This window comes from Haladaptatus sp. HS23 (genome assembly GCF_056892285.1).
Genome location: NZ_JBXGLH010000005.1, coordinates 174,483 through 200,065, shown reverse-complemented (window position 1 = coordinate 200,065; position 25,583 = coordinate 174,483). Strand labels below are relative to the sequence as shown.

Sequence of the window (25,583 nt, the reverse complement as noted above, 5' to 3'; positions counted from 1 at the left end):
AGGGATAGTACTGTAATACTCTTACAAGAAATCTGAACCACTTATATTGGAGGAGCCGTAACGGGTTCATATGCAACTATCGGATCAGGCGCTGAATCAGGTGAATCTGAGCGTCCATAACATCGGCGGTATCGACGAAACGGAAGTCAGCTTTTCCCCGGGTGTGACCGCCCTTACCGGCCGCAATGCGACGAACCGAACGTCCTTGCTCCAAGCGATAATGGCGACGCTCGGGAGCGACCAGTCGTCGCTGAAAGGGGATGCGAAGGAGGGACGGGCCGAACTGACGTTCGGTGACGAAACGTACACGAGGACGTTACAGCGACAGAACGGAACGGTCTCGATGGGGGGCGACCCGTATCTCGAAGACCCGGAATTAGCCGACCTGTTCGCGTTTCTTTTGGAATCGAACGAGGCCCGCCGCGCCGTCGCACGTGGGGATGACCTCCGGGACCTCATCATGCGGCCCGTCGACACCGACGCGATTCAGGCCGAAATCGAACAGTTGAAACGCGAACGGCAGCAGCTCGACGACGAACTGTCCGAGCTCGACTCGCTCAAACAGCAGCTGCCCGGTCTCGAGGAGAAACGAACCCAACTCCAGAACGATATCGAGGAGAAACGGACCGAACTTGCGGAGAAGGAGGCCGAACTGGAAGAAGCAGACGGAGATATCGGTGAATCGAAGTCCGAGAAGGCCGAACTCGACGAGAAACTGGACGAACTGAGTCAAACTCGCTCGCGCCTCGAGGACGTTCGCTACGACATCACTACGGAAGAAGAGAGCATCGAAGCGGTCGAAGACGAAATGGACTCCCTCGAAGACGCCGACGACGACGGTACCGAAGTCTCCGAGGAGAAACTGTCGGCGATAACGGAACAGATTCGAAAGCGACGGGAGGAGAAACAACGGTTGGACTCGACCATGACGGAACTTCAGACGGTCATTCAGTTCAACGAGGAGATGCTCGAAGGGACGAGTCCCGAACTACTCGCTGCACTGCAGTCGGGCGACGGTCACGAGTCGCACTCCGACGACTCCATCACCGACCAACTCGTGGACGACACGAAAACGGTCGTCTGCTGGACGTGCGGAACGGAGGTCGAAGAGCAAACCATCGAGGGTACCATCGAACGGCTTCGCGACCTCCGCAAGGAAAAGCTCTCGGAGCGCAACTCGCTCGACGGCGAGATTTCTGACCTCCGCGAGGAAAAGAGTGAGTTGGAAGCGACACGGCGTCAGCGCGAACAGGCAGAGCAGCGACGTCGTCAACTCGAATCCGAAATCGAGGACCGAAAAGCCCGTCTCGACGACCTTCGGGAGACGCGGACGGCCCTCACGGACGACGTCGAAACCCTCGAGGAAGCGGTCGAGGAACTCGAACAGGAGGAGTACAGTGACGTCTTGGACCTCCACAGGGAAGCGAATCAGATAGAGTTCGAACTCGGCCGACTCGAATCCGACCTCGAAGCGGTCGAAGACGAAATCACGGACATCGAGTCACGGGTCGGCGACCGAGAGGAAATCGAATCCCGACGGGAGGAGATCAGCGACGAACTGGCGGACCTCCGTACTCGCATCGAACAGATCGAAACGCAAGCGGTCGAACAGTTCAACGAACACATGGCGACCGTTCTCGACCTGCTCGACTACGAGAACCTCGAACGCATCTGGATCGACCGAACCAAACGGGAGGTTCGAGAGGGACGCCGAAAATCGACGAAGAGCGTGTTCGACCTCCACGTGATTCGAAGCACGGATTCGGGGACGACTTACGAGGACACCATCGACCACCTCAGTGAAAGCGAGCGGGAAGTGACCGGCCTCGTCTTCGCCCTCGCTGGCTACCTCGTCCACGAGGTGTACGACATCGTTCCGTTCATCCTCCTCGACTCGCTCGAAGCCATCGATTCGGACCGCATCGCGGCCCTCATCGACTACTTCAGCGAATCCGCGGGCTACCTCGTCGCCGCACTGCTCCCCGAGGACGCCGCCGCAGTCGACGACAGGCACGAACGCGTAACCGAAATCTAAACCGTACCGTCGGTCCCTCGTTTGGGCCTCTTCGCGGGGGGACTCTCGATATGCGCCGTCTGCGGCCGACCCGACATAACGGTTTCGATGAAACGTTTCAGGAATCGGTCCAGCACGATGATGGTAGCAATCGCTTACTAAACGCGAGAACGTTGGTGCCGCAGTGACGGTAATGGCGGGCACAAAAATGTAGAAATGGCAGAAACTACCAACGTTCCGGGTACCAGAACGCGACAGAACGAAGGATAAGCTGATTGTCTCACTCGGAGTGCGAAGTGGATCATGTCATGAAACGCGCTATCGGGTGGTTCTCGATACGTCCCGCATTGTGGAGCTATCGTCGATTCACCAGCGGGGAGGACGAGTTTGTCCGTGCGCACGCCGAGCGGAGGTCTCGAAACACGCCAACAACGGATTCTACATTACAGAACCTATATGGAAAGAAGCGAATCGAAAGGGGATTGGAGACCCATCCGAAAGGTGGTATGTAGAATTGATTTCACCGCTCGCATCCGAAACCTACGTTTTCGGACGATCGAACGGTCGAGGGTACGCGACAGAAGCGGAGACGGCTCGATAGTGTCGGTGATGGGTGATTTAGCCAACTGGCGACCACTTCCGCGACCGACTGAACGATTACAGCACTATTGTTGTAATGGACGTCACGGCTCGACAATTTTCCCGGAGCGACATCTGAGGGGAGAACGTTCGGATAATCGTGAAATACTTTATTTTCTATTACAGAATCGAATGTTTGTCATCGAGAGCGCGATTCGACAACTCGAGAATCGAATGAAATATCCCCTGAGTGTCGTCAAAACACCGAATGAACAGAAATCAGTCGTCAATATCAAATGAGGTCGTTCCTACCGATGTGGACCGTCTATCCATGTGCCGATAGTATGCGGTTGTCGCGTTTACGAATGGTTCTTCGAACATATGGCTTGTTTTGAGAGGAATTATCCATCGAATCAAGGCAATCGATCGTCCCCCCATCAGCAATCGATACTGCGGTTCAGCGGTCGGTTATCGGCGTTCCCCAATCAGAATTCTGTTCTAATATCCAGAACGGATTGCTGGAGAGACGTACCATTATCCCCGATACGTGGCATCCCGACCCGACGAACGACAGATGTACCGTCATCGGCGTGAGACGCCGGACGAAGGGCCGTTCCATCGTTTGTCTCTGCAAACGTTGACACCGACTATCCGGGATTGGTGGCTATCACGGCGGCTCGTGAGGAGTGAATCGGGTGAAATTCGCCTCCGGACGGGAACGCGTCGCAGGTGAACAGTCGTCGCAGTCAGTCGAGACGATACTGCTCTAGAGCGTCCCTATCGAGTTCGACACCGTGGCCGGGACGCTGGGGGAGTTGAATCATGCCGTTTTCGGGTTCAATCGGGTGTTCCAACACGTCATCGAACGCCTTTACGTCCGAGTCACGATAGAAGTACTCTATCCAGAGTCCGTTCTCGATGGCGGCGAGCAGTTGAATGTGAAGGTCCCAGTTGTAATGCGGGGCAACCGGGATGTCGTGGCATGCGGCCATATTGGCGACGCGCATCCACTCGGTCACTCCACCGACCACCGAGACGTCCGGTTGGACGACTTCGACGGCACCCTCGCGGAGGAGGTCGGTGAAACCGTACCGGCTGAACTCGAGTTCCCCGCCAGCGACGGCGTAGTCGAGTGCGTCGTTGACTTCTCCGTAGAGGTCGAGGCTGTCGGGCATCACCGGTTCCTCGATGAAGTACGGGTCGTACTCCGCGAACTTCCGGCAGGCACGGACGGCCTCCTGTTTGTTCTTCCACTTCCCGTTCGCATCCATGAGAAGCGTCCGATTCGGGCCGATGGCTTCGCGTGCGACGCGGACTCGCTCTACTTCCTCCTCGATGGATTTTCGGCCCACTTTCATCTTGACGACGTCGTGGCCCCGGTCGACGTACGTTTCCATCTCCTCACGGAGCCCGTCGAGCCCCTTTCCCTCGCGGTAGTAGCCCCCGCTGGCGTACGCCGGAACCTCGTCCGCGTGTCCACCGAGCAGTTTGTACAGGGGCATTCCGGCCGCTTTCGCCTTGATGTCCCAGAGCGCGGTGTCGATACAGGAGATCGCCCTGACCATCACACCCTTGCGGCCGATCTGGACCGTGCCGTCGAACATCTCGCGCCAGAGGCGCGATGTATCGCGGGGGTCTTCCCCTTCGACCATCGGTGCGAGGACGCTCTCGACGGCCTGTGCGACGACGTCAGCACCGCCATATCCGAGCGTGTATCCGACACCTTCGGTGCCGTCCTCCGTTCGGACGTACACGATAGCGTGGTCTCGTTCTTCGACCACGCGAGTCGCGAAGGCGACGGGTTCTTTCAACGGTATCGATACGGCAAAGCTCTCGACTTCGGCGATTTTCATGGGGGAGTGTGTTATACTTTCTCTCCCCAGTGTAAAACCTTTCTGACGATGAAAACACAGCCGATAGATATCTAACACGCCCGTACTAACGCCATCCACGCGTTCGGTCCCGGCACTAGGTGTCAATTCGAGTCTGTGAAGTATCCTTCACGGGTTTGCAGGAAATGTCACTTGCATTTGGCAAATGCATTTTGTATCGCGGTACATACGCTACTCAGTATGTCGAAAAAGACGATAGGATTCGTTGGACTTGGGATCATGGGACTACCGATGGCGAAGAACCTGCTCGACGCCGGTTTCCCCGTTATCGGCCACAACCGCTCGAACGGGCCTACTGAAGAACTCGTCCGATATGGTGGAACGGACGGTGGTTCCCCAGCAGGCGTCGCCGAAGCAAGCGATGTCGTGCTCTTGTGTCTGCCCGACTCGCCCGACGTCGAACAAGTCGTGCTGGGCAACGAGGACGAGGATTCCCCGATAATCGATGGTCTGAGTGAGGGCATGACGGTCATCGACCACTCCACCATCGCTCCCACGGTCGCCGAATCCATCGCCACGGATCTCGCGGAGATGGGCGTGACGATGCTCGATGCGCCTATTTCGGGCGGCGAGAAGGGCGCAATCGATGGCAGTCTCTCGATCATGGTCGGCGGCGACGAGGGCGTACTGGACGAGCATATGGCTCTCCTCGAGGTCGAAGGCGAGACTATCAATCACTGCGGGCCGAGTGGCGCCGGCCAGACGACGAAAGCGGCGAACCAGATCGTCGTTGCAGCCCAGATGGTGGGTGTGAGCGAGGCGTTAGTGTTTGCGGACCAGGCGGGTGCTAACCTCGAGGCCGTCGTGGACGCCATCAGTGGCGGCGCTGCAGGCTGTTGGACGCTCGACAACCGCGCTCCGAACATGATTCAAGGGACATTCGAACCGGGGTTCTTCGCTGAATACCAGTACAAAGACCTCAGAATTGCCACTGACGCCGGGGAGACGTTCGGCGCTCCCATGCCACAGACCGGGATGGCCCACGAACTGTACAAGACGATGGTCCAGAACGATATGGGTCGCGACGACAACTCGGGCGTAATGCAAGTCCTCGAAATGATGGCCGGGAAAGGGGGACACACCGACGAGTGACTTGCGACTGACGATTTCGGACGGCCGAGCGCTTCGGCGGTCGTCCGTACTCGCCTTCGAGTGCGACCGACCAGCAGACGGAGCGGAGTATTCCAGAATAGACGCGAGTCGCTTCCACAATCACTGTTCAAAACGTTTCGAGCAGCGGTCGGTCAATTGTTGGTCATCCGACGACGTCCGCCTCGACGGTTCCGACGCGTTCGACTTCGGCCCTCACCCTATCACCGAAAACGATATGCTTCGCTCCCGGCGTTCCGGTCGAGATGACGTCTCCGGGTTCGAGCGTCATGACGTTCGAGTGGAACGACACGAGTTCACGTGGCGACGTCATCATGTTCCGAATCTCGTTCTCGGCGGCGACCGCACCGTTGACCACGGTTCTGACCGACAGTTCCCCGAGCGGGCCAACCTCGTCGGGGGTCACCATCGAAGGGCCGAACACGAGGAAGGAGTCGAAACTCTTCGCGCGCGTCAAAAATCGCGGGTTCCGTTCCAAGATGTCTTCAGCCGTCATATCGATGACCGGGACGTAGCCGGCGATGACGTCGTCGACGTCGGCTTCGTCGACGTCGGAACACGTTCGTCCGATGACGAGCGCGAGTTCGGCCTCGGCGGTCACGCGGTCCGTGATGTCGCGCGACGGGAGTCGAATCGGTCCGCCGGGACCGGTGGCCGCCGTGGACGGTTTCATGAAACTCGCGGGTTCCGTCGGACTGTCCTCGTCCAGGTCGGACGCGTGGTCGGCGTAATTCAGCCCGATTCCCCAGAGCTTCCCCGGTCGTTCGAGCGGCGCGGCGAACGCGAGGTCCTCCGCTGAAACGCGACTCGCCGCCGCCTCGTCGGGCGACGGGAGTGCGCCCAAGGCCGCCAGCGGAAGCGCGTCCCGGATGGTCGTCAGTGACGGGTCGGCGGACGAGAGCGGGACGAACCCGTCCTCGTCGCCGAGCAGTGGCCTGCCGTCGATGGTTCGTGCAAGTCGTGTCATGTAATTAGAGGTTGGACGCGCCCTGTCCGCCGTCGACGGGGATGGCGACCCCGTTGAGGAAACTCGACTGCTCGGACGACAGATACGCGACGAGGTCTCCGAGTTCCATCGGGTCGCCGATACGCCCGAGCGGGTTGATGTCGCCCTTCGTTTCGAGTCCTTCCTCGTAGCTCTCGTATTCTCCCCTGTCCACGGCCGCCTGGATGAGTTCCTGTTGCCGGGCAGTCTCGTGCGGCGCGGGGAGAACTGCGTTCGACCGCACCTCCGGTGCGAGTTCTTTCGAGAGCGTCTTTTCGAGGCCGATGACGCCCATACGGACGGCGTTCGAGAGGACGAGCGACGGTATCGCTTCCTTGACGCTCCGGGAGGTGATGGTGACGATGGTGCCGCCGCCGTCTTCACGGAGATACGGGGCCGCTTCGCGGACGAGACGGACGACGCTCATCACGAGCAGGTCGAACGCGTCGTACCAGTCGTGGTCGTCCATCTCCATGAAAGCGCCACTCGGCGGACCGCCTGCGTTTGTCACGAGGTGGTCGATTCCGCCGAACTCCTCGACCGTCCGTTCGACGAGGTTGTCGATTTCGTCGGGGTTCGTGAGGTCGCCTTGGACGGCGAGAACGCTCCCGGCGGCGACGGATTCGACGTCCGCTTTTGCCTCCGCGAGACGGTCCTCGCTTCGTCCGTTGATGACGACGTTCGCACCTTCCCTCGCGAGCGCCTTCGCTGACGCCTTTCCAAGCCCGCTACTCGACGCGGTAACGAGGGCCACGTTTCCGTTCATTTCATAATTCATGGTAGACGAAGAGAATGCATGACCACACATACATAATGGTTTGCCAAACGGTCGAATACGACCGGTTATTTGCACGGTAGCCGGTCGGAACGGGGACAGAACTAAGCGCATACTGCGTGGACGTATGGACATGACGGAACTGGAGATACCCGACACCGAGACGCTGGAGGACGTCAACGATATCGACATCGAGGCGTTTCCGCGGTTCGCCTTCGCGGAACGCCACAGGGAACCTCCGCAGGTGGACGACGTGACGGCGGCCACGCGCGAGGCAGTCGACGATATTCCCGCCTTCGACGAACTGTCCGCGGGTTCGGAGGTGGCTATCACGGCGGGGAGTCGGGGTATCCACGACATGCCGGAACTCGTCGAAGCGGCCGTCGCCGAACTGCAGGACCGCGGCTTCGAACCGTTCGTGTTCCCAGCGATGGGAAGCCACGGCGGGGCGACCCCCGAGGGCCAACGCGGCGTCCTCGAAGAGTACGGAATCACGGAGGACCGACTCGGCTGTGAGATACGCGATTCCATGGCCGTCGAGTCCGTGGCCGAGGACGCCGTCGGCCGCCCCGTTCCTGTCTCGACCGTCGCACTCGCCGCCGACGCCGTATTGGTCGCGAACCGCGTGAAGTTGCACACGGACTTCCGGAACGAGGTCGAATCGGGGTTGACGAAGATGGCCGTGGTCGGCCTCGGAAAACAACGCGGTGCGGAGGAGATGCACAACGCCGCCATCGACCGTGGCCTCGACACCGTCATTCAGGAACGCGCTGACATCATATTCGAGCACGTTCCCGTCGTCGGAGGCCTCGCCCTCGTGGAAAACGCCCGGGACCGCGCCGCACACATCGAAGGTGTCGCAGTCGAGGACATCCCCGACCGCGAACCCGAACTCCTCGAACGCTCCAAACGACTCTTTCCGGGGCTTCCCGTCGACCGACTCGACGTCCTCATCGTGGACGAAATCGGCAAGGACGTTTCAGGGACCGGCATGGACACCAACGTCATCGGTCGATACAACTTCCTCGACGAGGAAGAACCCGAGAAACCGGACGTTCGACGGATTTACCTCCGCGGTATCACGCCCGCCTCCCACGGGAACGGTATCGGAATGGGATTGGCCGACTTCGTCCACGAGGACGTCATCGCGTCGGTGAACCTCACCGACACCTACCTGAACACGGTGACGAGCGGCGAACCGTCACGCGCCTTCATGCCGATAATCTCCCCGTCGGACCGCACGGCGATGTTGCTCGCCTATTCGATGACCGGCGTTCGGGACCCCGCCGACCTCCGCGTCGGGTACATCAGAAACACCCTCGAACCCGACGAACTGTACGTCTCGGAACCCGTCGCGCGGGAACTCGCGGAGCGCGATGCCATCGACGTCGGGGACTACCGAGACTTCGCGTTCGACGACGATGGCGATTTCGCGTTCGGATTCGACGACTGACCGACGGGAAAAGGTAAAGCGTACGCACTACAATCGTCCGGCAATGGATGGAAAACCGCTCTTAGCAGTGACGATGGGCGACCCAGCGGGTGTCGGTGCGGAAGTGATTGTCGGAGGGTACGATGCGGGACACGAAAACGCCGACCTGCTGGTGGTCGGTGACGCCGATGTCGTCGAAAACGCCGTCGAAATCACGGACGTCGACGTCGATGTGCGGGCCGTATCCGACGTGGCCGAGGCCCGCTTCGAAGTCGGGACGCTAGACGTCCTTGACCTGAACCTCGTCGAGGACCACGAGTGGGGAGACCTTCGGGAGGGGTACGGGACCGCGAGTTTGGCGTACGTCGAACGTGCGATAGACCTCGCCGTCGACGGAGACGTGGACGGCATCGTCACCGCCCCGATAAACAAGCAGGCGACGCGCATGGCGGGTAGCGAACACGCCGGTCACACGGGACTGCTCGCGAGCCGAACCGGCGTCGAGGATTACTCGATGATGCTCGTCGAGGGGGACCTCCGCGTCACACATGTCAGCACTCACGTCCCGCTCCGGGAGGCCTGTGACCTCGTGACCACGGAGAACGTCCTCGACACCATTCGGGTCACACGGGAGGGACTCCTCGACCTCGGTCTTTCGGAACCGCGTATCGCCGTCGCGGGGTTGAACCCGCACGCGAGCGACGGTGGACTTCTCGGGGACGAGGAACGGTCCGAAATCGAACCCGCGGTCAGCAACGCACGCGAGGAGGGTATCGACGTCGAAGGTCCCGAGTCGCCCGACACGATTTACGTTCAGGCCGCTCGCGGGGCGTACGACTGCGTCGTTTCGATGTACCACGACGAGGGCCACATCCCGATCAAGATGCTCGGGTTCAGCGAGGGCGGCGAGGTCAGCGGGGTCAACATGACCGTCGGGCTTCCCATCGTTCGGACGAGCGTCGACCACGGCACCGCCTTCGACATCGCCGGGGAGGGTATCGCCTCCCCTCGGAGCATGGAGGACGCCATCGAAGTGGCCACGACGGCGGTTCGAAACCGGCGAGCACGTGGCACTCAGGGGGAATGAACTCGGATTCGACGAAACCTCCACGAGGGCCGGGTAGAACCGCTCGACCCCGAGCAAGACTCCTTCATCGACAGAGTTCGCCGACCGCCTCGGCGGCCTCGTCGAGGGCGGTGCGTTCGACCGACGAGAGTTCCCATTCGACGATCTCCTCGACACCGTCCTCCGAGAGTCGGACGGGAACTGAGAGCGACAGGTCGTGGTACCCGTACTCGCCGTCGAGGGGTACCGAACAACAGACCGGTTCGTCCGGACCACCGTCGAGCATGGACGCGACGAGCGAGGCGACGCCGCGGGCGGTGACCCATCGAGACGTCTCCTCGGAACCACGGAGGGACATGATGTCGTATGGGACGTCCTTGACGGCTTCCGAGATTCGCTCGCGTTCGTCCGGCGGGAGCGTAATCGGCTCGCCGTCCACGGTCGTTTGGGAGAAGAGCGGGACGAGGTGTTCGCCGTGTTGTCCCATCGTGTAACAGGTGACGTCTGACGGGCGGACATCGGCGTGACGGGCCACTTGGTCGGCGAGACGGGCGGTCTCGGAGAGCGCGTAGCCGATGCAGTAGCGTCGGTCCCATCCGAGCGCTCGCCACATCCGATGATTGATGGGGTCGAGCGGATTCGTCACGGTGACGACGGGTCGCGGTTCGACCGGCCCCATCCACGAGGCGATGTCGTCGACTAACTCCCCGTTACGCTCCAAGAAGGAGAGCCGCCCTCCGCGTTTGGCACTGTCGTCGGGGCGAGGGATGCTCGCGGCCACGACGATGCAGTCGGCGTCGGCGACGGCCTCGGAACCGGGACCCGCGGCCGTGACGGTTCCGCTTCCGGTCGGTCCCATCGCGCCGGCCGGATGTGAACCGTGGCCGAGGCTCGTCCGGATGTCGATTGCGTGGCCCTCGGCCGCGTCGTCCTGTGTGTCCACGAGCGTCACGTCGGCGTCGGGGGCGAGAAGCGTGAGCGTATATGCGGTCGTGGCACCGATAGTGCCGGCACCGCCGATAACGGCTACCTTCATACGTGTTGATACCGGAACACACTACTAAATTTATCGGGTAGCGACCCGGTTTGGGTCCTGTCCGGCCTTCCGGTGGTCCCAATAACGGAGGCGGTCACTGCCGAGATTGCTGCGTTACTAGCCTTCTTGTTCCTGGTCTTCATGGCATGAACTATGGCACCGTCCATCACACGAATCGAGAGTACCGAATTCAGCTACCCCGTCGAAGACGTCGGCTACAGCGAGGGCGGATTCAGCCTCGTCTACGAGCCCGGTGGAGCCATCGAACGCAAACTGTTCGGCCTGAAGGTCCACACTGACGAGGGAATCACGGGCGAATACGTCGGCGGCAACTCGCCTGCGTTCGCCCAGATTCACATGTTCGCCGACTATCTCATCGGAAAGAACCCGCTTCACCGGGAACACCACTGGAACAAGGTCAAGCGGGCGCTCCGCAAGTACGACCGGATGGGAATCGGACCGATAGACATCGCACTCTGGGATTTCGCCGGGAAGTACTACGACGCACCGATTCACGAACTCCTCGGTACCTACCGAGAACGGCTTCCAACGTACGCCTCGACCTATCAGGGGGACCAAAACGGCGGACTCGACTCCCCGGAGGCGTACGCGGATTTCGCCGAGGAGTGTTTGGAGATGGGCTATCCGGCCTACAAGATACACGATTGGGGCGGCGATTGGCTGGATGTAGAGAAAACGGTCGAAACCGTTCACGCAGTCGGAGAACGGGTCGGCGACGAGATGGACCTCATGATAGACCCCGCCTGCGAACTGGAGACGTGGAGTGACGCCCTGAAGGTGGGAAAGGCGTGTGACGAACAAGGATTCTTCTGGTACGAGGACCCGTTCAGCGACGCGGGTATCAGTCAACACGCCCACCGAAAACTCTCCGAGAAACTCGACACCCCGATTTTACAGACCGAACACGTCCGGGGGTTGGAGTCACACACGGACTTCGTGGCGAACGGCGCGACGGACCTCGTGCGCGCCGACCCGGAGTACGATGCCGGTATCACGGGCGCGATGAAAATCGCGCACGCCGCCGAGAGCTTCGGCCTCGACGTCGAGTTTCACGCGCCGGGTCCCGCCCATCGCCACTGCATCGCCGCCACTCGGAACGCCAACTACTACGAGATGGCGCTCGTCGGGCCGAAGTGCGAGAACACGCAACCGCCGGTCTACCTCGGCGACTACGCCGACCAACTCGACAGTATCGATTCGGAGGGGACAGTGCCCGTGCCGGACGGTCCGGGCCTCGGCATCGAGTACGACTGGGAGTTTATCCAGGAGAACCGCCTCGGCGGGCGCGTGTACGAGTAGTGCGAACGAACGAACGCGTCCGACTTCGGTTCAGAAGACGTACTCCGGTCCGGGCTGGTATTCGAAGCGCTCCCGAACGTCGTCGCGGAGCGTGAATCCGAGGCCGGGGCGGTCTGGCGCGTAGACCCGCCCGTTACGGACGTCGAACTCCTCGGTGAACAGTTCGAACAACATCGGCATGTGCGCCATACTCACTTCGAGCAGGTGGCAGTTGGGTATCGCCATCGCGGCGTGAATGCTCGCGGCGAAGAGGACGCCGCTTCCCCACGCGTGTGGTGCGACCCTGAGTCCCCGAGCGGAGGCCATCGCGGCGATACGGACGGTTTCGGTGATGCCGCCGGACCGCGCCAAGTCGGGTTGGGCGATGTCGAGAGCGTCGTGGTCGAACAGAGACCGGAAATCAAAGCGAGTGAACTCGCGTTCGCCGGTCGCGATGGGTATCTCGGTGGCGTCGCGCACCCGCGCCGACCCGGCGTGGTCGTCGGGAGAGACCGGTTCCTCGAACCACGAGAGGTCGAACGCTTCCAGATGCCGAGCGAGTCGAATTGCGGTCGAAACGTCGAGCGAACCGTGTGCGTCGACCATGAGGTCTGCGTCGCCGACGCCGCGGTGCGCCGCTTCGACTCGCGCCACCGTGTTCTCGATGGCGAAGCCGTCCCCGCCGACCACCCGCATCTTCGCGGCGTCGAATCCCTGCTCGACGTAGCCGCGGAGTTCGGCCTCGGCCGCCTCGCCCGGTGCCCACCCGCCGCTGGCGTAGCCTCGGATCGAATCCCGGACCGCACCAAGCAACTTGTAGACGGGCTGGTCGAGCAGTTTTCCCTTGAGGTCCCAGAGCGCGATGTCGACCCCCGAAATCGCCTCCATGGTGACCCCGCGTCGGTCCTCGCGCGGTTGCGAGTATCCTCGTTCGAGCGACGGCTTCCATCGGGACCCGGCGTACATCTTCTCCCAGAGCCGACCGGTGTAGAGCGGGTCCTCGCCGACCAGAAGTGGTGCGAGTTCGTTCTCGACGACAGCCTTCACCACGGGTGGACTGCCGAGCGAGGCACCGATTCCGGTGTGGTCGTCCGTCTCGACGAGCACGAGCGCCGCGTCGCTCTTTACCTTCGTTCCGAGGTCGGTCCGGTGCCGTTTCTCCTCCGGAACGGGGTCCGAAAGCGGGACGACCCTGACGTCCGTTATCTCCATCGTCCTACCATCGTTCCACGGTACCAAATAGCTAGCCGTGGCGGCACTCCCTCGCCGCACCGTCACGCCACGGATCCGGTCGGCATCGCCTATCAGTCCTCGGCGGAACGGCCGTCGTCGGGTACGGGCGGCGCACCGACGACCAACCAGACGTGGTCGCCGTCGCCGCCGTCGCCGTCGTTCTTGATTTGTCGGCGGGTTTCCGGCGGGATACGGAGGGCGGTCCCGGCCTCGACGGTGTGCGTTTCGTCGCCGATACGAATGCGTCCCGGCCCTTCGAGGACGAGGTAGAACTCCTCTTGTTCGTTCTGTCGGTGGAAGCTCATCGCGTCGCCCTCCGAGAGGTACCACACCTTCGGGCGCATCTCGGTACAACCGAGTTCTTCCACGAGGTTCACGTGCATGGTTCCCGAGCTAGCCGACGGTTCGGGTTCGAGGTCGTCGATTCGGGTCAGACTGTAGTCGTCAGCCATACTCCCGTGTGGCGTGGAAACGGTGAATAACTTGGGGTCGAGGTAGCGGAAAAATAGACGTGACGCGACGCCCGTCCGATCCACGAAACGCTATGCTGTTGGCGCGCGGATGGGTGGCATGGAAATCATCGACGTCGAGACGTACGTGATGCGGGTTCCGCTCGACCGACCCATCGGGGATTCCCGTTCGTCGGTCTCCGAGCGATACTGGGTCGTCGTCGAACTCGAAACCGACGAAGGACTGACCGGCACGGGGTGGTTCGGAACGTGGCGCGCCGAGGAAACCTTTCGCCACTATCTGGAGGAGACATTCGTCGACCTTCTCGTCGGGCGTAACCCGTTCGAGACGGCGGCCCTCCGCGAGGAGATGCGCGGCCGAACGCTCTACTATCCGGGCGAACTCGGCATGTCCGCCCACCCGAGAGCTGCCATCGACGTCGCGTTGTGGGACCTCAAGGCACAGGCCGCGGGCGAACCGCTCTACCGTTTTCTCGGCGGGAACGAGCGCGAGGTTCAGGCGTACTGCTCGCGCATGGACGCCGATTACGGTCCGGACGAACTCGCGGACCTCCACGGTCCGTACGCCGATTCGGGCTTCACCGCGTTCAAAACGAAGGTGGGCGGCGGGTCGCTAGCCGAGGACGTGGTTCGCGTCGAAGCGGTTCGGGATGCCATCGGTCCCGACGCCGCCCTGTTCGTCGATGCCAATCAGGCGTGGACGGTCGCCGAGGCGATTCGTGTCGCCACCACACTCACCGAGTTCGACGTCGACTGGGTCGAGGAACCGATCTCGGAGTTCGACGAACCCGGCTTTAGACGGGTGGCGGACGCCATATCGCCCGCCGTCGCGGGCGGCGAGATGTTCTACCGACCGGAGCGCTTCCACCGACTCCTCGATACGGGTGGGATATCGGTGGCACAACCCGACTTGATCAGGGCCGGAGGGATTTCGGGGATGCTCGACGTGGCGACGCTCGCGGAGCGCTCGGGCGTCCCGCTCGCACCGCACATCTACTATCCGATCGTCGCTCACGTCGTCGCCGCCGTCCCGAATGGATGGCTCGTCGAATACATCCCCGAGTACGACGTCACGGATGTGGTCGAGAACGCCCCGGAGGTCCGCGACGGACGGATCGTCCTCTCGACGGAACCCGGCCACGGCTATCGGATCAGTTCCGACGTGCGTTCCGAGTACGAAATCTGAAACGGGTACCCGAACGTTGAAGCCTCGTTCACGAAATTACGTTGTATGTCACCAACTATCACCCAAATCGAGACGTTCGAGTTCACGTACTCACTCCCCGACGTGCGGCGAAATCCGAAGGGATTCGACCTGGTGTACGAACCCGGCAAGGAACTGGAGCGGACGACGTACGCCGTCCGCATCGAGACGGATACCGGCGTCGCCGGCGAGTACGTCGGAAGCAATCCACCCGCGTTCGCACAAATCGACATGGTCGCGGACTACCTCGTCGATCGGAACCCGCTCGCGCGTGAGAAACTCTGGAGCGAAATGAAACGCGCCCTCCGTAAGTACGACCGAATGGGAATGGGTCCCATCGACATCGCGCTCTGGGATTTCGCCGGGAAGTACTACGACGCGCCGATTCACGAACTCCTCGGCACCTACCGGGCCGAACTCCCGGCGTACGCCTCGACCACTTCGGGAGTCCCGACGACGGCTTGGATTCCCCGGCGGCGTACGCGGATTTCGCGGAGGAGTGCCTCGAACTGGGGTATCCCGCCTACAAGATTCACCCGTGGGGCGGCCTCGACGGTCGCGACATCGCCGACGACGTCGCAATCGTCCGCGCGGTGGGCGAGCGCGTGGGGGACGAAATGGACCTGATGATGGATCCGGTGTGCGAGTACGAAACGTGGGCCGACGCGCTGACGGTCGGCAAAGCGTGCGACGAGCAGAGCTTCTTCTGGTACGAGGACCCGTACAGCGACGGCGGCACGTCGATGCACGCGCATCGAAAACTCGCCGACGCCTTGGAGACGCCGCTGCTACAGGGTGAGATGCTGCGCGGACTCGAATCCCACGCCGACCTGATGGCTAACGACTCGGCGGACCTCGTGCGCGCCGACCCGGAGTGGGACGGCGGCATAACGGGCGCGATGAAAATCGCGCGCGCCGCCGAGAGTTTCGGTCTCGACGTCGAGTATCACCTCTCCGGACCCGCCCAACGCCACTGTCTGGCCGCGACGCGCAACTCGAACTACTACGAACTCGGTCTGGTCCACCCCGGGTGTGGAGCGCCACACGCCGAGGCACCCGTCTACGCTGGTGGGTACACCGACGCGATGGACGAAGTCGCCGCGGACGGGACGTTCCCCGTGCCGGAGGGTCCGGGTCTGGGCGTCGAGTACGACTGGGAGTACATCGAAGGGAACCGACTCGGCGGCCGCGTCCACTAGTAGCCCGCGATTTCATCTGACCTCACGTTCTCACCGCACCAGGATTTAGGTGGGGTTGGTTCGTGAGAAGGGCATGGAAATCACGGACGTACTAGTGCACACGCTCTCCCTGTCCGACGTCGAGGCCGCGAAGGCGGACGGTTCGCAGGACGCGGCGATCATCGAAGTGGAAACCGACGCAGGCATCACCGGCGTCGGAGAGGCCGACTCCTCGCCCGCAGTGGTCGACGCGATCGTGAACGCACCGCCGTCCCACGACAAGGCGGCGGGGTTGAAGGAGGTCGTAGTCGGGCGCGACCCATTCGACGTGGAAGTCCTGTGGGACGAGATGTACGACCGGACGTACTACTACGGTCGCAAGGGCGCGGCCCTCACGGCGATGAGCGGCATCGACACGGCGCTCTGGGACGTCATGGGGAAAGTGGTCGACCGCCCGGTGTATCAACTGTTGGGCGGGAAGTACCGCGATTCGGTGCGGGCGTACGCCAGCACGCTCTTTCCGGAGGACCCGTCGGACACCGACGCCGTCCGCCGCGAGGCGGAGCGGGCACTGGACGACGAGTTCACGGCCATCAAATTCGGCTGGGGTGGCTTCGGACGGAACCGGGCTCACGACCGCGAACTGGTCGAAGCGGCCCGCGAAACGCTCGGCCCGGACGTCGACCTGATGGTGGACGCGGGCATGGTCTGGCGCGACGACGTGAAGGGCGCGGTCAAAGCAGTCACCGAACTGGACGAGGCGGCCGACCTGTTCTGGGTCGAAGAACCGGTTTCCGCCGACAACCTCGACGGCTACGCCCGCATCGGGGAGTCCTGTCGAACTCGCATCGTCGGCGGCGAGGAGGAGTACGCGAGTTACGGCTTCGGCGAGTTCATCCGACGGGCGCGACCCGACGGCGTCCAACCGGACGTCGCACGGTCCGGGGGTATCACGCATCTCGCGAAGATAGCGACGCTCGCCGCCGAGCGCGGCATCCCGGTCTATCCCCACGGGTACAGCACCGAACTCGTCGTCGCGGCGAACCTCCAAATCGTCGCGGCCATCCGGAACGCTCCGTTGCTCGAATACTGCGTCGAGGACTCGCCGCTCCGCTGGGAACTGGCCGAGGAGTCCTTCCCCGTCGAGGACGGCCGCGTGACGATACCGGATCGCCCCGGCCTCGGGGTGACGCTCGACCGGGACGCAGTCGAACGGTATCGGTCCGATCCGCTCGCGTGACCGGCGTCGTCCGCCGGGGAGAACGACGGATCAGCCCGAATCGAGCACGCGTTCGACGCCCGACGCAATTTCCGCTTTGACCCAAGCGTCCAGTTCGACGAGGGGCGGTCGAACCGCGGCGGTTTCCAGCCATCCCCGCGACTCCATGGCGGCCTTCGTCGCGGGCGCGAAGCCGTGGGTCACGCACTGCTGGAAGAGGGGCCCGATTCGCTCAGCGCCGATTTTCCGCGCCCGCTCTACGTCCCCCGCTGCCACCGCGTCGCGGGCGGCGACGAACGTCTCCGGAATCGCGTTCGACAGCGCGTTGATGCCGCCCGAAGACCCCATGAGCATCCCCGGAACGACGTAGCTGTCGAAGCCTTGGAAGAGTCGAAAGTCGTCGGGCACGCGGTCCGCGACGTCGAGGAAGTAGTTGAAGTCGCCGCTCGAATCCTTCAGTCCGTGGACGTTCGGGTGGCGGGCGACGGTTTCGACGGTGGCGGGGGCGATTTCCTGCCCGGTACAGGACGGAATGTTGTAGAGGAATATAGGGAGCGACGCGTCGTCAGCGATGGCCGAGAGGAACCGTTCGTTGCCCGCCGGGTCGTTCGCCCCGTGGAAGTACGGCAGGACGATTAAGGCGGCGTCAGCGCCCGCATCCGCCGCCATTTCGATCCGTTCGAGCGTGCCGGGGACGGTGGTATCAGCGGTGCCCGCGAGGACCGGAGTGCCGTCGGCGGCATCGACCGTCGTCTCCAGCACGGTTCGGTACTCGTCGTCGGAGAGGCTCGCGAATTCGCCGGTCGTTCCGGCCGGGACGAGGCCGTCCATCCCGGCGTCGTCGATTCGTTCGACCAACCTCGCGAGCGCACTCTCGTCCACGTCGCCGTCCGCGTAGGGCGTGACGAGGGGGCACAGCACACCCTCGAACGCCTCCGCACCGAATGATGACATGGGTAAACCATGCGGATGCGGGGAGTTAATTCTTACCTGATGGTCGATTCTTGCCGAAAATCGGGACGAACGCGGCGAGTCCGACAGCCGACCGAAACCCGGTCTAGTTTCCGGCCGACTCAGATGCACGCCAATCTATTTGTACCTCGTTGCGCTGGTTGTGTGTGATGCATTCACAAACACTCGTCATGGACGAATCCGGTGAGATGGACGTTCGAACGGTCGACGTCCCCGACATCGGGTCCGGCGAACTGCTCGTGCGCGTCGAACTGACCGGCATCTGTGGCTCGGACGTTCACATGCGGGAGGGCGGGTTGGCCCTCGACTTCCCGGTCGTGCCCGGTCACGAATTGGCCGGCACCGTCGAATCCATCGGTGAAGACGTTACGACCGACTCCGCGGGCAATCGCATCGAACCGGGTGACGGGGTTACCGTGGTTCCCGGCATCAACGTCGTCGACGACTGGTACACCGACCACGTCTCCGCTCACCCGCTCGCGTGCACGGACCGAAAGGTGTACGGCTTTCGCGGCGTCGATGACGCGCCACACGTCCACGGCGGGATGAGCGAGTACTTCGTCATCGAGGAGGACGCACACTTCTTCCGCCTTCCCGACGACCTCGACGTGGAACTCGGTGCGCTTGTCGAACCGCTCTCCGTCGCCACCCACGCCTTCGACCTCGCCTACCAACCGGGAGTTCCGTGGATTCGCGAGGGGTTCGGCATCGGCCAGTCCGTCGTCGTACAGGGTGCCGGCCCCATCGGGATGTTCGTGGCCGCGGCCGCGAACCACGCGGGTGCCGGGCAGGTCATCGCCGTCGACATGGTCGAGGAACGTCTCGACCTCGCCGAGCGGTTCGGCGCGACTCACACCGTCGATATCAGCGAGTACGAGGACGACGCCTTCATCGACGCCATCGACGAACTGACGCCGAGCGGCGACGGACCGGACGTCGTCATCGAGGCCGTGGGACACCCGAGCGCGTTCGAGCAGGCCATCGACATCTCGCGGAAGGCCGGTACTATCGTCGAGGTGGGCCACTACGCGTCCAACGGGACTGCCGAGGTCGACCCCTCACAACTCATCCACGAGGAACTCTCCATTCGTGGAAGTCTGGCCTACCCGCCCAACCAGTTCGAGACAGCTATCTCGTTGCTCGACCGGACGGCCGACGACCTCCCTTACCGCGAACTGTTCGACTGTCGCGTCGGCCTCGACGAGGCCGAGGTCGCCTACGAAGCGCAGGCCGCTGGCGAGGCCTACCGCGCGACCATCCATCCGAACCGGTGACGTTCGACCCGTCTCCGGCCGGAGCAGGAACTCGATTCAGAGGCGGTCGCGGAGGTCGGCCACCACGTCCGTCGTCCCGGCGTCGCCACCGAGGTCCGGCGTTCGTGGAGCCAATCCGTCCGCGAGTTGTTCGGTGACGACGCGCCAGAGCGCGTCCGCCGCGTCGGATTCGCCGAGGTCGTCGAGGAGCATCGACCCGGAGAGGACCGTCGCCAGCGGATTGGCGACGCCCTGACCGACGATGTCCGGTGCCGACCCGTGGACGGGTTCGAACATCGAAGGAACGTCGTCGGAGGGGTTGATGTTCGCGGAGGGTGCGAGGCCCATGCTCCCGGAGATTATCGCGCCGATGTCGGTGAGGATGTCGCCGAAGAGGTTCGAAGCGACGACGACGTCGAACTCGTCGGGGCGACGGATGAAGTCCATCGACGCCGCGTCCACGAGGAGGCGTTCGGTTTCGATGTCGGGGTACTCCTCGGCCACTTCGTCGAACACGTCGTCCCAGAGGACCATCCCGTAGGCCTGCGCGTTGGATTTGGTGACGTTAGTGACCATCCTGTCGCGTTCCTCCGCTTCCTCGAAGGCGGCGCGGACGATGCGCTCCACGCCCGTCCGTGTGAACACGGCGGATTGGATGGCCACCTCGTTGTCGAACCCGCGGTGTTCACGCCCACCGACGTCCGCGTACTCCCCCTCCGTGTTCTCGCGATAGACGACCAAATCGATGTCACCCGAACCGTAGCCCCGGAGCGGCGATTCGACGCCTTCGAAGAGAACCGAGGGACGTTTGCAGATGTACTGGTCGAACGTCTTCCGAATGGGTAACATCAGTCCCCGGAGCGTGACGTGGTCGGGAACGTCGGGGTGACCGACCGCACCGAGGAGGATTGCGTCGTGATCCGCGATTTCGTCAGTGCCGTCGTCCGGCATCATCTCCCCGTGTTCGAGATAGTGTTCGGTACCCCAGTCGAAATCGGCAAACGTGAGTTCGAAACCGTACTCCTGGGCGGCATCCTCCAGCAGTGGACGGACCGCGTCGACCACTTCGGGACCGATACCATCGCCCGGAATCACCGCTACGTCGTGCGTCATGGCCATAGTGGGGTGCGACGGGAACAAATAACTAGCGGTGACGGAAAATAAAATCAGTTGCCGACTGCGCGTTCCTCTTCTCCCTTCGCGGGGTTCGGCATCTCGCCCGACTCGTGGGTGACGGTTCCGTGGACGAGCGCCTCGCCGGTCCGTTCGTCGAACAGGTGTATCGCTTCGTCGTCGAAGGTGATCGTGATTACATCACCCTCCTCCGGTTCGATGTAGGAGGGACAGCGAACACGGAACTCCCGTCCATCCAAGTCGAGATAGAGGAAGTTGTCGGACCCGATGACTTCGACGACGTCCACGGTCGTCTGTACGGTTCGTGCGTCGTCGACGTCGTCGTCCACACGCACGTTCTCCGGGCGGACACCGAACGCGAACCGCGTGCCGTCCGAAACGCTTCGGAGCGTGTCGACGAATCCGTCACTGACGTGGAAGTCGAAGCTCTCGCCGTTGGTGAGGGTGTTGTCCTCCAGTTCCACCTCGACGAAGTTCATCGAGGGGCTCCCGATGAAGTCCGCGACGAAGCGGTTCGCTGGCTGATAGTACACCTCCTTGGGTTTGCCGACCTGCTGGAGCCGACCGTCGTTGAGGATGACGATGCGGTCCGACATCGTCATCGCCTCCTCCTGGTCGTGCGTGACGTAGACGGTCGTGATGTCGAGTTCCGAGTGGATACGCGAGAGTTCCGTTCGCATGTGCTTTCGGAGTTTCGCGTCGAGGTTCGACAGCGGTTCGTCGAAGAGGAACACCGAGGGTTCCCTGACGATGGCACGACCCGTCGCCACGCGCTGTTGTTGGCCGCCCGAGAGCGCGGCCGGTTTCTTGTCGAGGAGGTCGTCGATGCCCATCATCTCCGCGGCTTCCTCGACGCGACTGTTGACCTCCGCGTCGGTCAGGTCGGTGCTCAAATTGAGACCGTAGGCCATGTTCCCGCGGACGGTTTTGTGGGGATAGAGCGCGTAGGACTGGAACACCATCGCGATGTCCCGGTCCTTCGGCGAGACGTCGTTGACGCGCTGTCCGTCGATGCGGAGTTCACCATCGGTGATGTTTTCCAGCCCCGCGGTCATTCGAAGGGTCGTCGACTTCCCGCAGCCCGAGGGGCCGACGAAGACGACGAACTCGCCGTCTTGAATCTTCAGGTCCAGTTCCTCTACCGCGACGATGGTGTTCGAACTGCCGTCGAACACCTTGGTGACGTTGTCGAATTCTACGTTTGCCATGTTACAGGTCCTCCGTGTCAGTACCGCTACGAGTTTGTCTGTCGGCCCGTACTACTTCGACCGCGTGAGACGTGCGTTCCTGCATCGATATCACCCGGCGAGGCCCTCCCCGACGAAGCGTTGTGAGAGTGCATAGAAGACGACCGGCGGCAGCACGAGGAGCACCGCCGCAGCCATCAACAGGTTCCACTGCCGGAACGCGTCGCTGCCGAGGATGTAGTGGATGGCGACGGTCGCCGTCCGGACGTTCTTGTCGCTGGTCAGGACGAACACCCACAGGAAGTTGTTCCACGCGGTGAGGAACGAGAAGAGGGCGGCCGCACCGACGGCGGGCAGCGACAGCGGCAGGACGATGCGCAGAAACGCACCGATTTCCGAGTGTCCATCGATGAGTGCCGCTTCCTCGATGTTCGGCGGGATGCCCTGCCGGAAGAATCCCTGAAGGAGCCAGATGGTCTGGGGCAGGACGAAGATGGACAGCGCGACGATTATGCCTGTCAAAGAGTTGATCAAGCCTATCGCGTAGAAGATGTTGTACACGGGAATCGTGATGACGATCCACGGGAACATTATCGTGAACACGGCGGTGTAGAACAACAGCTTGCGTCCGGGGAAGTCGAGTCGAGCGAACGCGTACGCGCCGGGAATGGAGAAGAACAGCGAGATGACCGTCGCGGCCAACGCGACGATGATGCTGTTCCTGAAGTACGTCGTCATCGCGAACGAATTCCATATCTGGAAGTACGGGTCGAGTGTGAAGTGCGCGAACGGGGTGTATCCCGTCGATGGGTCGATGGCGGCGAAGTTGGTCAGGACGGACGTCCGGATGACCCAGTAGTAGGGCAGGAGCGCCCAGATCGACATGATCAACAGGCCAGCGTACAGCAGGTATCGTGAGCGTCTTGTTTCGTTTAGCATGGTTATAGGTAGAGGTCCTCTTCCTCGTTCATAATGGTCACGTAGAAGATGGCGCTTGCCATCGCTAGCACGATCATCACCATCCCGATGGTGTATGCGCGCGCGAAGTTCAGTTTGACATACGCGACTTGGTACGTAAGGATGCTCAACAGCATCGTTCGAGTACCAGGACCGCCGCCGGTCAGTTGGAACGGCTGGGCGAACTCGGCGATGTTCCACGCCGTACGGAGCGCGAGAACGATGATGGTCGGTGTGATGAGGTGTGGCAGCGTGACGTCACGGAACCGACGGAGCCGCCCAGCACCCGCCAATGCGGCAGCCTCGTACTGGTCGCTCGGTATGTTGATTACGGCAGCCGAGTAGATGATACCCGCGTACCCGAAGTCGTGCCATGCCTGCGCCACGATGATGGAGACGTACGGCCAGAGTCCTTGGGAGAGGAACGACGGCGCGTTCTGTATCCCGATGTCGCCCAAAAACTTCGCGAGAAACCCGAAGTCGGGGCTCAGGAACCACATCCAGACGACTCCGCCCGCGAGCGGGGCCGAAAAGTACGGGGACATGATGATCGCACTCAACCATTCCCGGGAGCCCTCTTTGATTTCGCTCAGAAGGATGGCCGCGAGCATACCGAGCCCGAGTTGGAGAAGCGTCGTCGAGAAAACGAAGATGATCGTCCAGCCGAGTGCGAACACGAACAGATCGTTCGTAATCATCCACTGATAGTTGTCGAGGCCGATGAAACTCCCGCCACTACCGAGCTGGGCGTTCGTAAATGTCAACCACACTCCCTGAACCATGGGAATGTAGAACAGCAACGCGAACATTATGAACGTCGGGATTATGAATAGGTAACCGGTCCAATTCCGTTTCAGACGGTCCCAGACCGACTCCTCTGTCAGTCCGTATTTCCGTCGAATTTCTTCGGCACTCTGTGCAGCTTGCGCCATGTTACCCAAACACTGGATACCCCTTGTCAAAAAGATTTGGATAGTTATTCGTGGAACAGTTATCGACGATTCAGCTGCGCTGACTATTTGTTTTGCTCCTTTAACGTTTTCTTGATCTTCTGGTTGATTTTCTTCGGTGCTTCATCAGCAGAAACCTGACCTGCTATGGCCGACGAGATGGTTTTGTTGATGTTGTTCCAGCGAATATCGCTGGTTCCCTTCACGTCCCAAGCCGCTCCGGTCGTAGCGTACTGACTGCCGTACTTGTCCACGTTATCGATGGCCGTCGTGGTCCACGATGCGAGTTTGTCGCCGTACTGTTTGGTCAGCTTGTCGCTCATCGGGGCGTAACCGGGAATCGCCTCGTAGTACTCGCCCCACGCGGGAAGCGCGAAGTCCTCGTCGGTGAGCAGATACATGTTGAGGTCCCACGCCGCTTTCTTTTTCTTGTCGCTGGTGTCGAAGATCGACGTCTGCTGTTCTACTGCCCACATGTGACCGCCGTGTTCTCCGGAGACACCCTCGAGTTCGGAAATGCCGACCTTGGAGCCGTAGTCCGGGTCGAGTTTCGGGTCCGGCAGCAGCATTACGTCACCGTCGCCGCCCTGCCACCCGAACTTGACGTCCGATTTGACCTGCCGCCAGCGGTTTGCGGTCGGCGTCGCGTACATGAAGGACGCGACGCGGTCGGTGAGCATGAGCGACGGTATCTCCTCGTCACCCCGTGAGGCGGACTTCTTGCTCGAGAACTGCTTCGCGAGCTTGATGCAGTTTTTGACCATCCCGTCGGTCTTCGGCGCGTCCTTGTGGTCGCTTCCGACGATTATGTCCGGGTCCTTCGGGTCGCCGCGAATCCACGGGTCGGTCCCGTCGGTGTATGCGGTACGTGCCTCGCCCCAGTAGGATTCGAGGTCGTTGTAGACGCCCGTTTCTTCCCAGGCGATGATGTCCTGGTTCTTGTCGATCTTTTCGAGATACCCGTAGAAATCGCTCCAGGTGGCGAGGTCCTTCTTCGGGTTGCTGACGCCCGCCTTCTTGAACGCTTGCACGTTGATCCCGAGGTTGGTGTTCGTGTGGCGCTGTGCCCCACCGGACCAGTAGTCCCCGCGGAACTGGGCGGACTCCTTGTTCGCGGCAGTCAGGTTGTCGGGCATGCCCTTCGTCTTCTCGTAGAACGGCTTGTGGTTGGGTACTTTACCCTGATTGAAGAACTTCAGTCCGAGTGCGCCTCCCTCCGCTATCGCGGGCGGATTCCCGGCGTTGACGGTCGAGGACAGCTTCGTTTTGATGTCCCCGTATGAGACCGCTTGCAGGTTGACTTTCACCGACCCGTTTTTCTCCTGGAAATCCTTCATCGAATCTTGATAGTGATTCCGGATATCGGAGTTCTCGGCGGCCATCCCGGAGATGAACTGGATGGTGCTCGAACCGGAGCCGCCACCACCGTCGTTGTTTCCTCCTCCGTCGTTGTTTCCGCCTCCGTTGTTGTTGTTGTCGTTTCCGCCACTGGAGCAACCGGCAAGTGCACCGAGTGCCCCCGTCGCGGCCGTAGCGCCCGTTCCCTTGACAAAAGTCCGACGGGAAAGGGACCTGCCTTCGTTCTGGCCTGTGTTATCTAATGGCATCCCATCTTTACTTGACCAAGAGGGTATAATA

The 25,583-nt window shown here is 61.8% G+C and carries 20 protein-coding genes and 1 pseudogene; 9 read left to right on the top strand and 12 right to left on the bottom strand.

The annotated features are described in order from the left end of the window. Positions 1-70: 70 nt before the first annotated feature. On the top strand, positions 71-2,035 hold the full coding sequence (locus tag AC1XDK_RS15685; RefSeq protein ID WP_483350855.1) for an archaea-specific SMC-related protein: 1,965 nt from the start codon (positions 71-73) through the stop codon (positions 2,033-2,035). Between the two features lie 1,304 nt (positions 2,036-3,339). Here AC1XDK_RS15685 and AC1XDK_RS15680 read toward each other — a convergent pair. Next, positions 3,340-4,446, bottom strand: coding sequence for a mandelate racemase/muconate lactonizing enzyme family protein (locus AC1XDK_RS15680; protein ID WP_483350854.1), 1,107 nt, complete (start codon positions 4,444-4,446; stop codon positions 3,340-3,342). Between the two features lie 219 nt (positions 4,447-4,665). Between AC1XDK_RS15680 and AC1XDK_RS15675 the strand changes: the two genes are divergently transcribed. After that, the gene (locus AC1XDK_RS15675; RefSeq protein WP_483350853.1) at positions 4,666-5,577 is read left to right on the top strand and encodes an NAD(P)-dependent oxidoreductase; all 912 of its coding nucleotides are present in this window, start codon (positions 4,666-4,668) and stop codon (positions 5,575-5,577) included. Positions 5,578-5,740: 163 nt separating this feature from the next. Here AC1XDK_RS15675 and AC1XDK_RS15670 read toward each other — a convergent pair whose 3' ends face one another. Beyond that, positions 5,741-6,562: a fumarylacetoacetate hydrolase family protein gene (locus AC1XDK_RS15670; protein WP_483350852.1), complete on the bottom strand. Its 822-nt coding sequence runs from the start codon at positions 6,560-6,562 to the stop codon at positions 5,741-5,743. Between the two features lie 4 nt (positions 6,563-6,566). Next, complete coding sequence (locus tag AC1XDK_RS15665; RefSeq protein ID WP_483350851.1) at positions 6,567-7,358, bottom strand: SDR family oxidoreductase; 792 nt, start codon at positions 7,356-7,358, stop codon at positions 6,567-6,569. Between the two features lie 130 nt (positions 7,359-7,488). Between AC1XDK_RS15665 and AC1XDK_RS15660 the strand changes: the two genes are divergently transcribed. Together AC1XDK_RS15660 and pdxA are read left to right on the top strand one after the other, a co-directional pair. Continuing rightward, entirely contained in the window at positions 7,489-8,808 is a 1,320-nt protein-coding gene (locus AC1XDK_RS15660; RefSeq protein WP_483350850.1) for a nickel pincer cofactor-dependent isomerase, group 22, read from the top strand. A gap of 43 nt (positions 8,809-8,851) precedes the next feature. Next, positions 8,852-9,874, top strand: a complete 1,023-nt coding sequence (gene pdxA, locus AC1XDK_RS15655) for a 4-hydroxythreonine-4-phosphate dehydrogenase PdxA (protein ID WP_483350849.1) — start codon at positions 8,852-8,854, stop codon at positions 9,872-9,874. 64 nt (positions 9,875-9,938) lie between these two features. Here pdxA and AC1XDK_RS15650 read toward each other — a convergent pair whose 3' ends face one another. Next, a complete protein-coding gene (locus AC1XDK_RS15650) occupies positions 9,939-10,889 on the bottom strand; it encodes a malate dehydrogenase (RefSeq protein ID WP_483350848.1) in 951 nt (316 codons plus the stop codon). A gap of 153 nt (positions 10,890-11,042) precedes the next feature. On the opposite strand from AC1XDK_RS15650, the gene AC1XDK_RS15645 reads away from it, so the two are divergent. Further along, positions 11,043-12,209, top strand: a complete 1,167-nt coding sequence (locus AC1XDK_RS15645) for an enolase C-terminal domain-like protein (protein WP_483350847.1) — start codon at positions 11,043-11,045, stop codon at positions 12,207-12,209. A 30-nt stretch (positions 12,210-12,239) separates the two neighbouring features. On the opposite strand, the gene AC1XDK_RS15640 is transcribed toward AC1XDK_RS15645, so the two are convergent. Further along, the gene (locus AC1XDK_RS15640) at positions 12,240-13,400 is read right to left on the bottom strand and encodes a mandelate racemase/muconate lactonizing enzyme family protein (protein ID WP_483350846.1); all 1,161 of its coding nucleotides are present in this window, start codon (positions 13,398-13,400) and stop codon (positions 12,240-12,242) included. A 92-nt stretch (positions 13,401-13,492) separates the two neighbouring features. Next, positions 13,493-13,873: a cupin domain-containing protein gene (locus AC1XDK_RS15635; RefSeq protein ID WP_483350845.1), complete on the bottom strand. Its 381-nt coding sequence runs from the start codon at positions 13,871-13,873 to the stop codon at positions 13,493-13,495. Positions 13,874-13,991: 118 nt separating this feature from the next. Between AC1XDK_RS15635 and AC1XDK_RS15630 the strand changes: the two genes are divergently transcribed. From AC1XDK_RS15630 to AC1XDK_RS15620, 3 genes and pseudogenes are all read left to right on the top strand, one after another. After that, positions 13,992-15,077: a mandelate racemase/muconate lactonizing enzyme family protein gene (locus AC1XDK_RS15630; protein ID WP_483350844.1), complete on the top strand. Its 1,086-nt coding sequence runs from the start codon at positions 13,992-13,994 to the stop codon at positions 15,075-15,077. Between the two features lie 45 nt (positions 15,078-15,122). Beyond that, positions 15,123-16,294, top strand: a pseudogene (locus tag AC1XDK_RS15625) (enolase C-terminal domain-like protein). 73 nt (positions 16,295-16,367) lie between these two features. Then, positions 16,368-17,513: a mandelate racemase/muconate lactonizing enzyme family protein gene (locus AC1XDK_RS15620; protein WP_483350843.1), complete on the top strand. Its 1,146-nt coding sequence runs from the start codon at positions 16,368-16,370 to the stop codon at positions 17,511-17,513. Positions 17,514-17,543: 30 nt separating this feature from the next. On the opposite strand, the gene AC1XDK_RS15615 is transcribed toward AC1XDK_RS15620, so the two are convergent. Next, entirely contained in the window at positions 17,544-18,446 is a 903-nt protein-coding gene (locus AC1XDK_RS15615) for a dihydrodipicolinate synthase family protein (protein ID WP_483350842.1), read from the bottom strand. 167 nt (positions 18,447-18,613) lie between these two features. Here AC1XDK_RS15615 and AC1XDK_RS15610 point away from each other — a divergent pair, with 167 nt between their 5' ends. After that, positions 18,614-19,738 (top strand): zinc-dependent alcohol dehydrogenase, encoded by a 1,125-nt coding sequence (locus tag AC1XDK_RS15610; protein ID WP_483350840.1) that lies wholly within the window; start codon positions 18,614-18,616, stop codon positions 19,736-19,738. 36 nt (positions 19,739-19,774) lie between these two features. Here AC1XDK_RS15610 and AC1XDK_RS15605 read toward each other — a convergent pair whose 3' ends face one another. The 5 genes from AC1XDK_RS15605 to AC1XDK_RS15585 form a co-directional block, all read right to left on the bottom strand. Then, positions 19,775-20,830, bottom strand: a complete 1,056-nt coding sequence (locus AC1XDK_RS15605; protein ID WP_483350839.1) for a 3-isopropylmalate dehydrogenase — start codon at positions 20,828-20,830, stop codon at positions 19,775-19,777. A gap of 53 nt (positions 20,831-20,883) precedes the next feature. After that, the gene (locus AC1XDK_RS15600) at positions 20,884-22,059 is read right to left on the bottom strand and encodes an ABC transporter ATP-binding protein (protein WP_483350838.1); all 1,176 of its coding nucleotides are present in this window, start codon (positions 22,057-22,059) and stop codon (positions 20,884-20,886) included. A gap of 90 nt (positions 22,060-22,149) precedes the next feature. Continuing rightward, the gene (locus AC1XDK_RS15595) at positions 22,150-22,977 is read right to left on the bottom strand and encodes a carbohydrate ABC transporter permease (RefSeq protein WP_483350837.1); all 828 of its coding nucleotides are present in this window, start codon (positions 22,975-22,977) and stop codon (positions 22,150-22,152) included. Between the two features lie 2 nt (positions 22,978-22,979). Continuing rightward, a complete protein-coding gene (locus tag AC1XDK_RS15590) occupies positions 22,980-23,927 on the bottom strand; it encodes a carbohydrate ABC transporter permease (RefSeq protein ID WP_483350836.1) in 948 nt (315 codons plus the stop codon). A gap of 83 nt (positions 23,928-24,010) precedes the next feature. Next, on the bottom strand, positions 24,011-25,552 hold the full coding sequence (locus AC1XDK_RS15585) for an extracellular solute-binding protein (protein ID WP_483350835.1): 1,542 nt from the start codon (positions 25,550-25,552) through the stop codon (positions 24,011-24,013). Positions 25,553-25,583 lie beyond the last annotated feature (31 nt).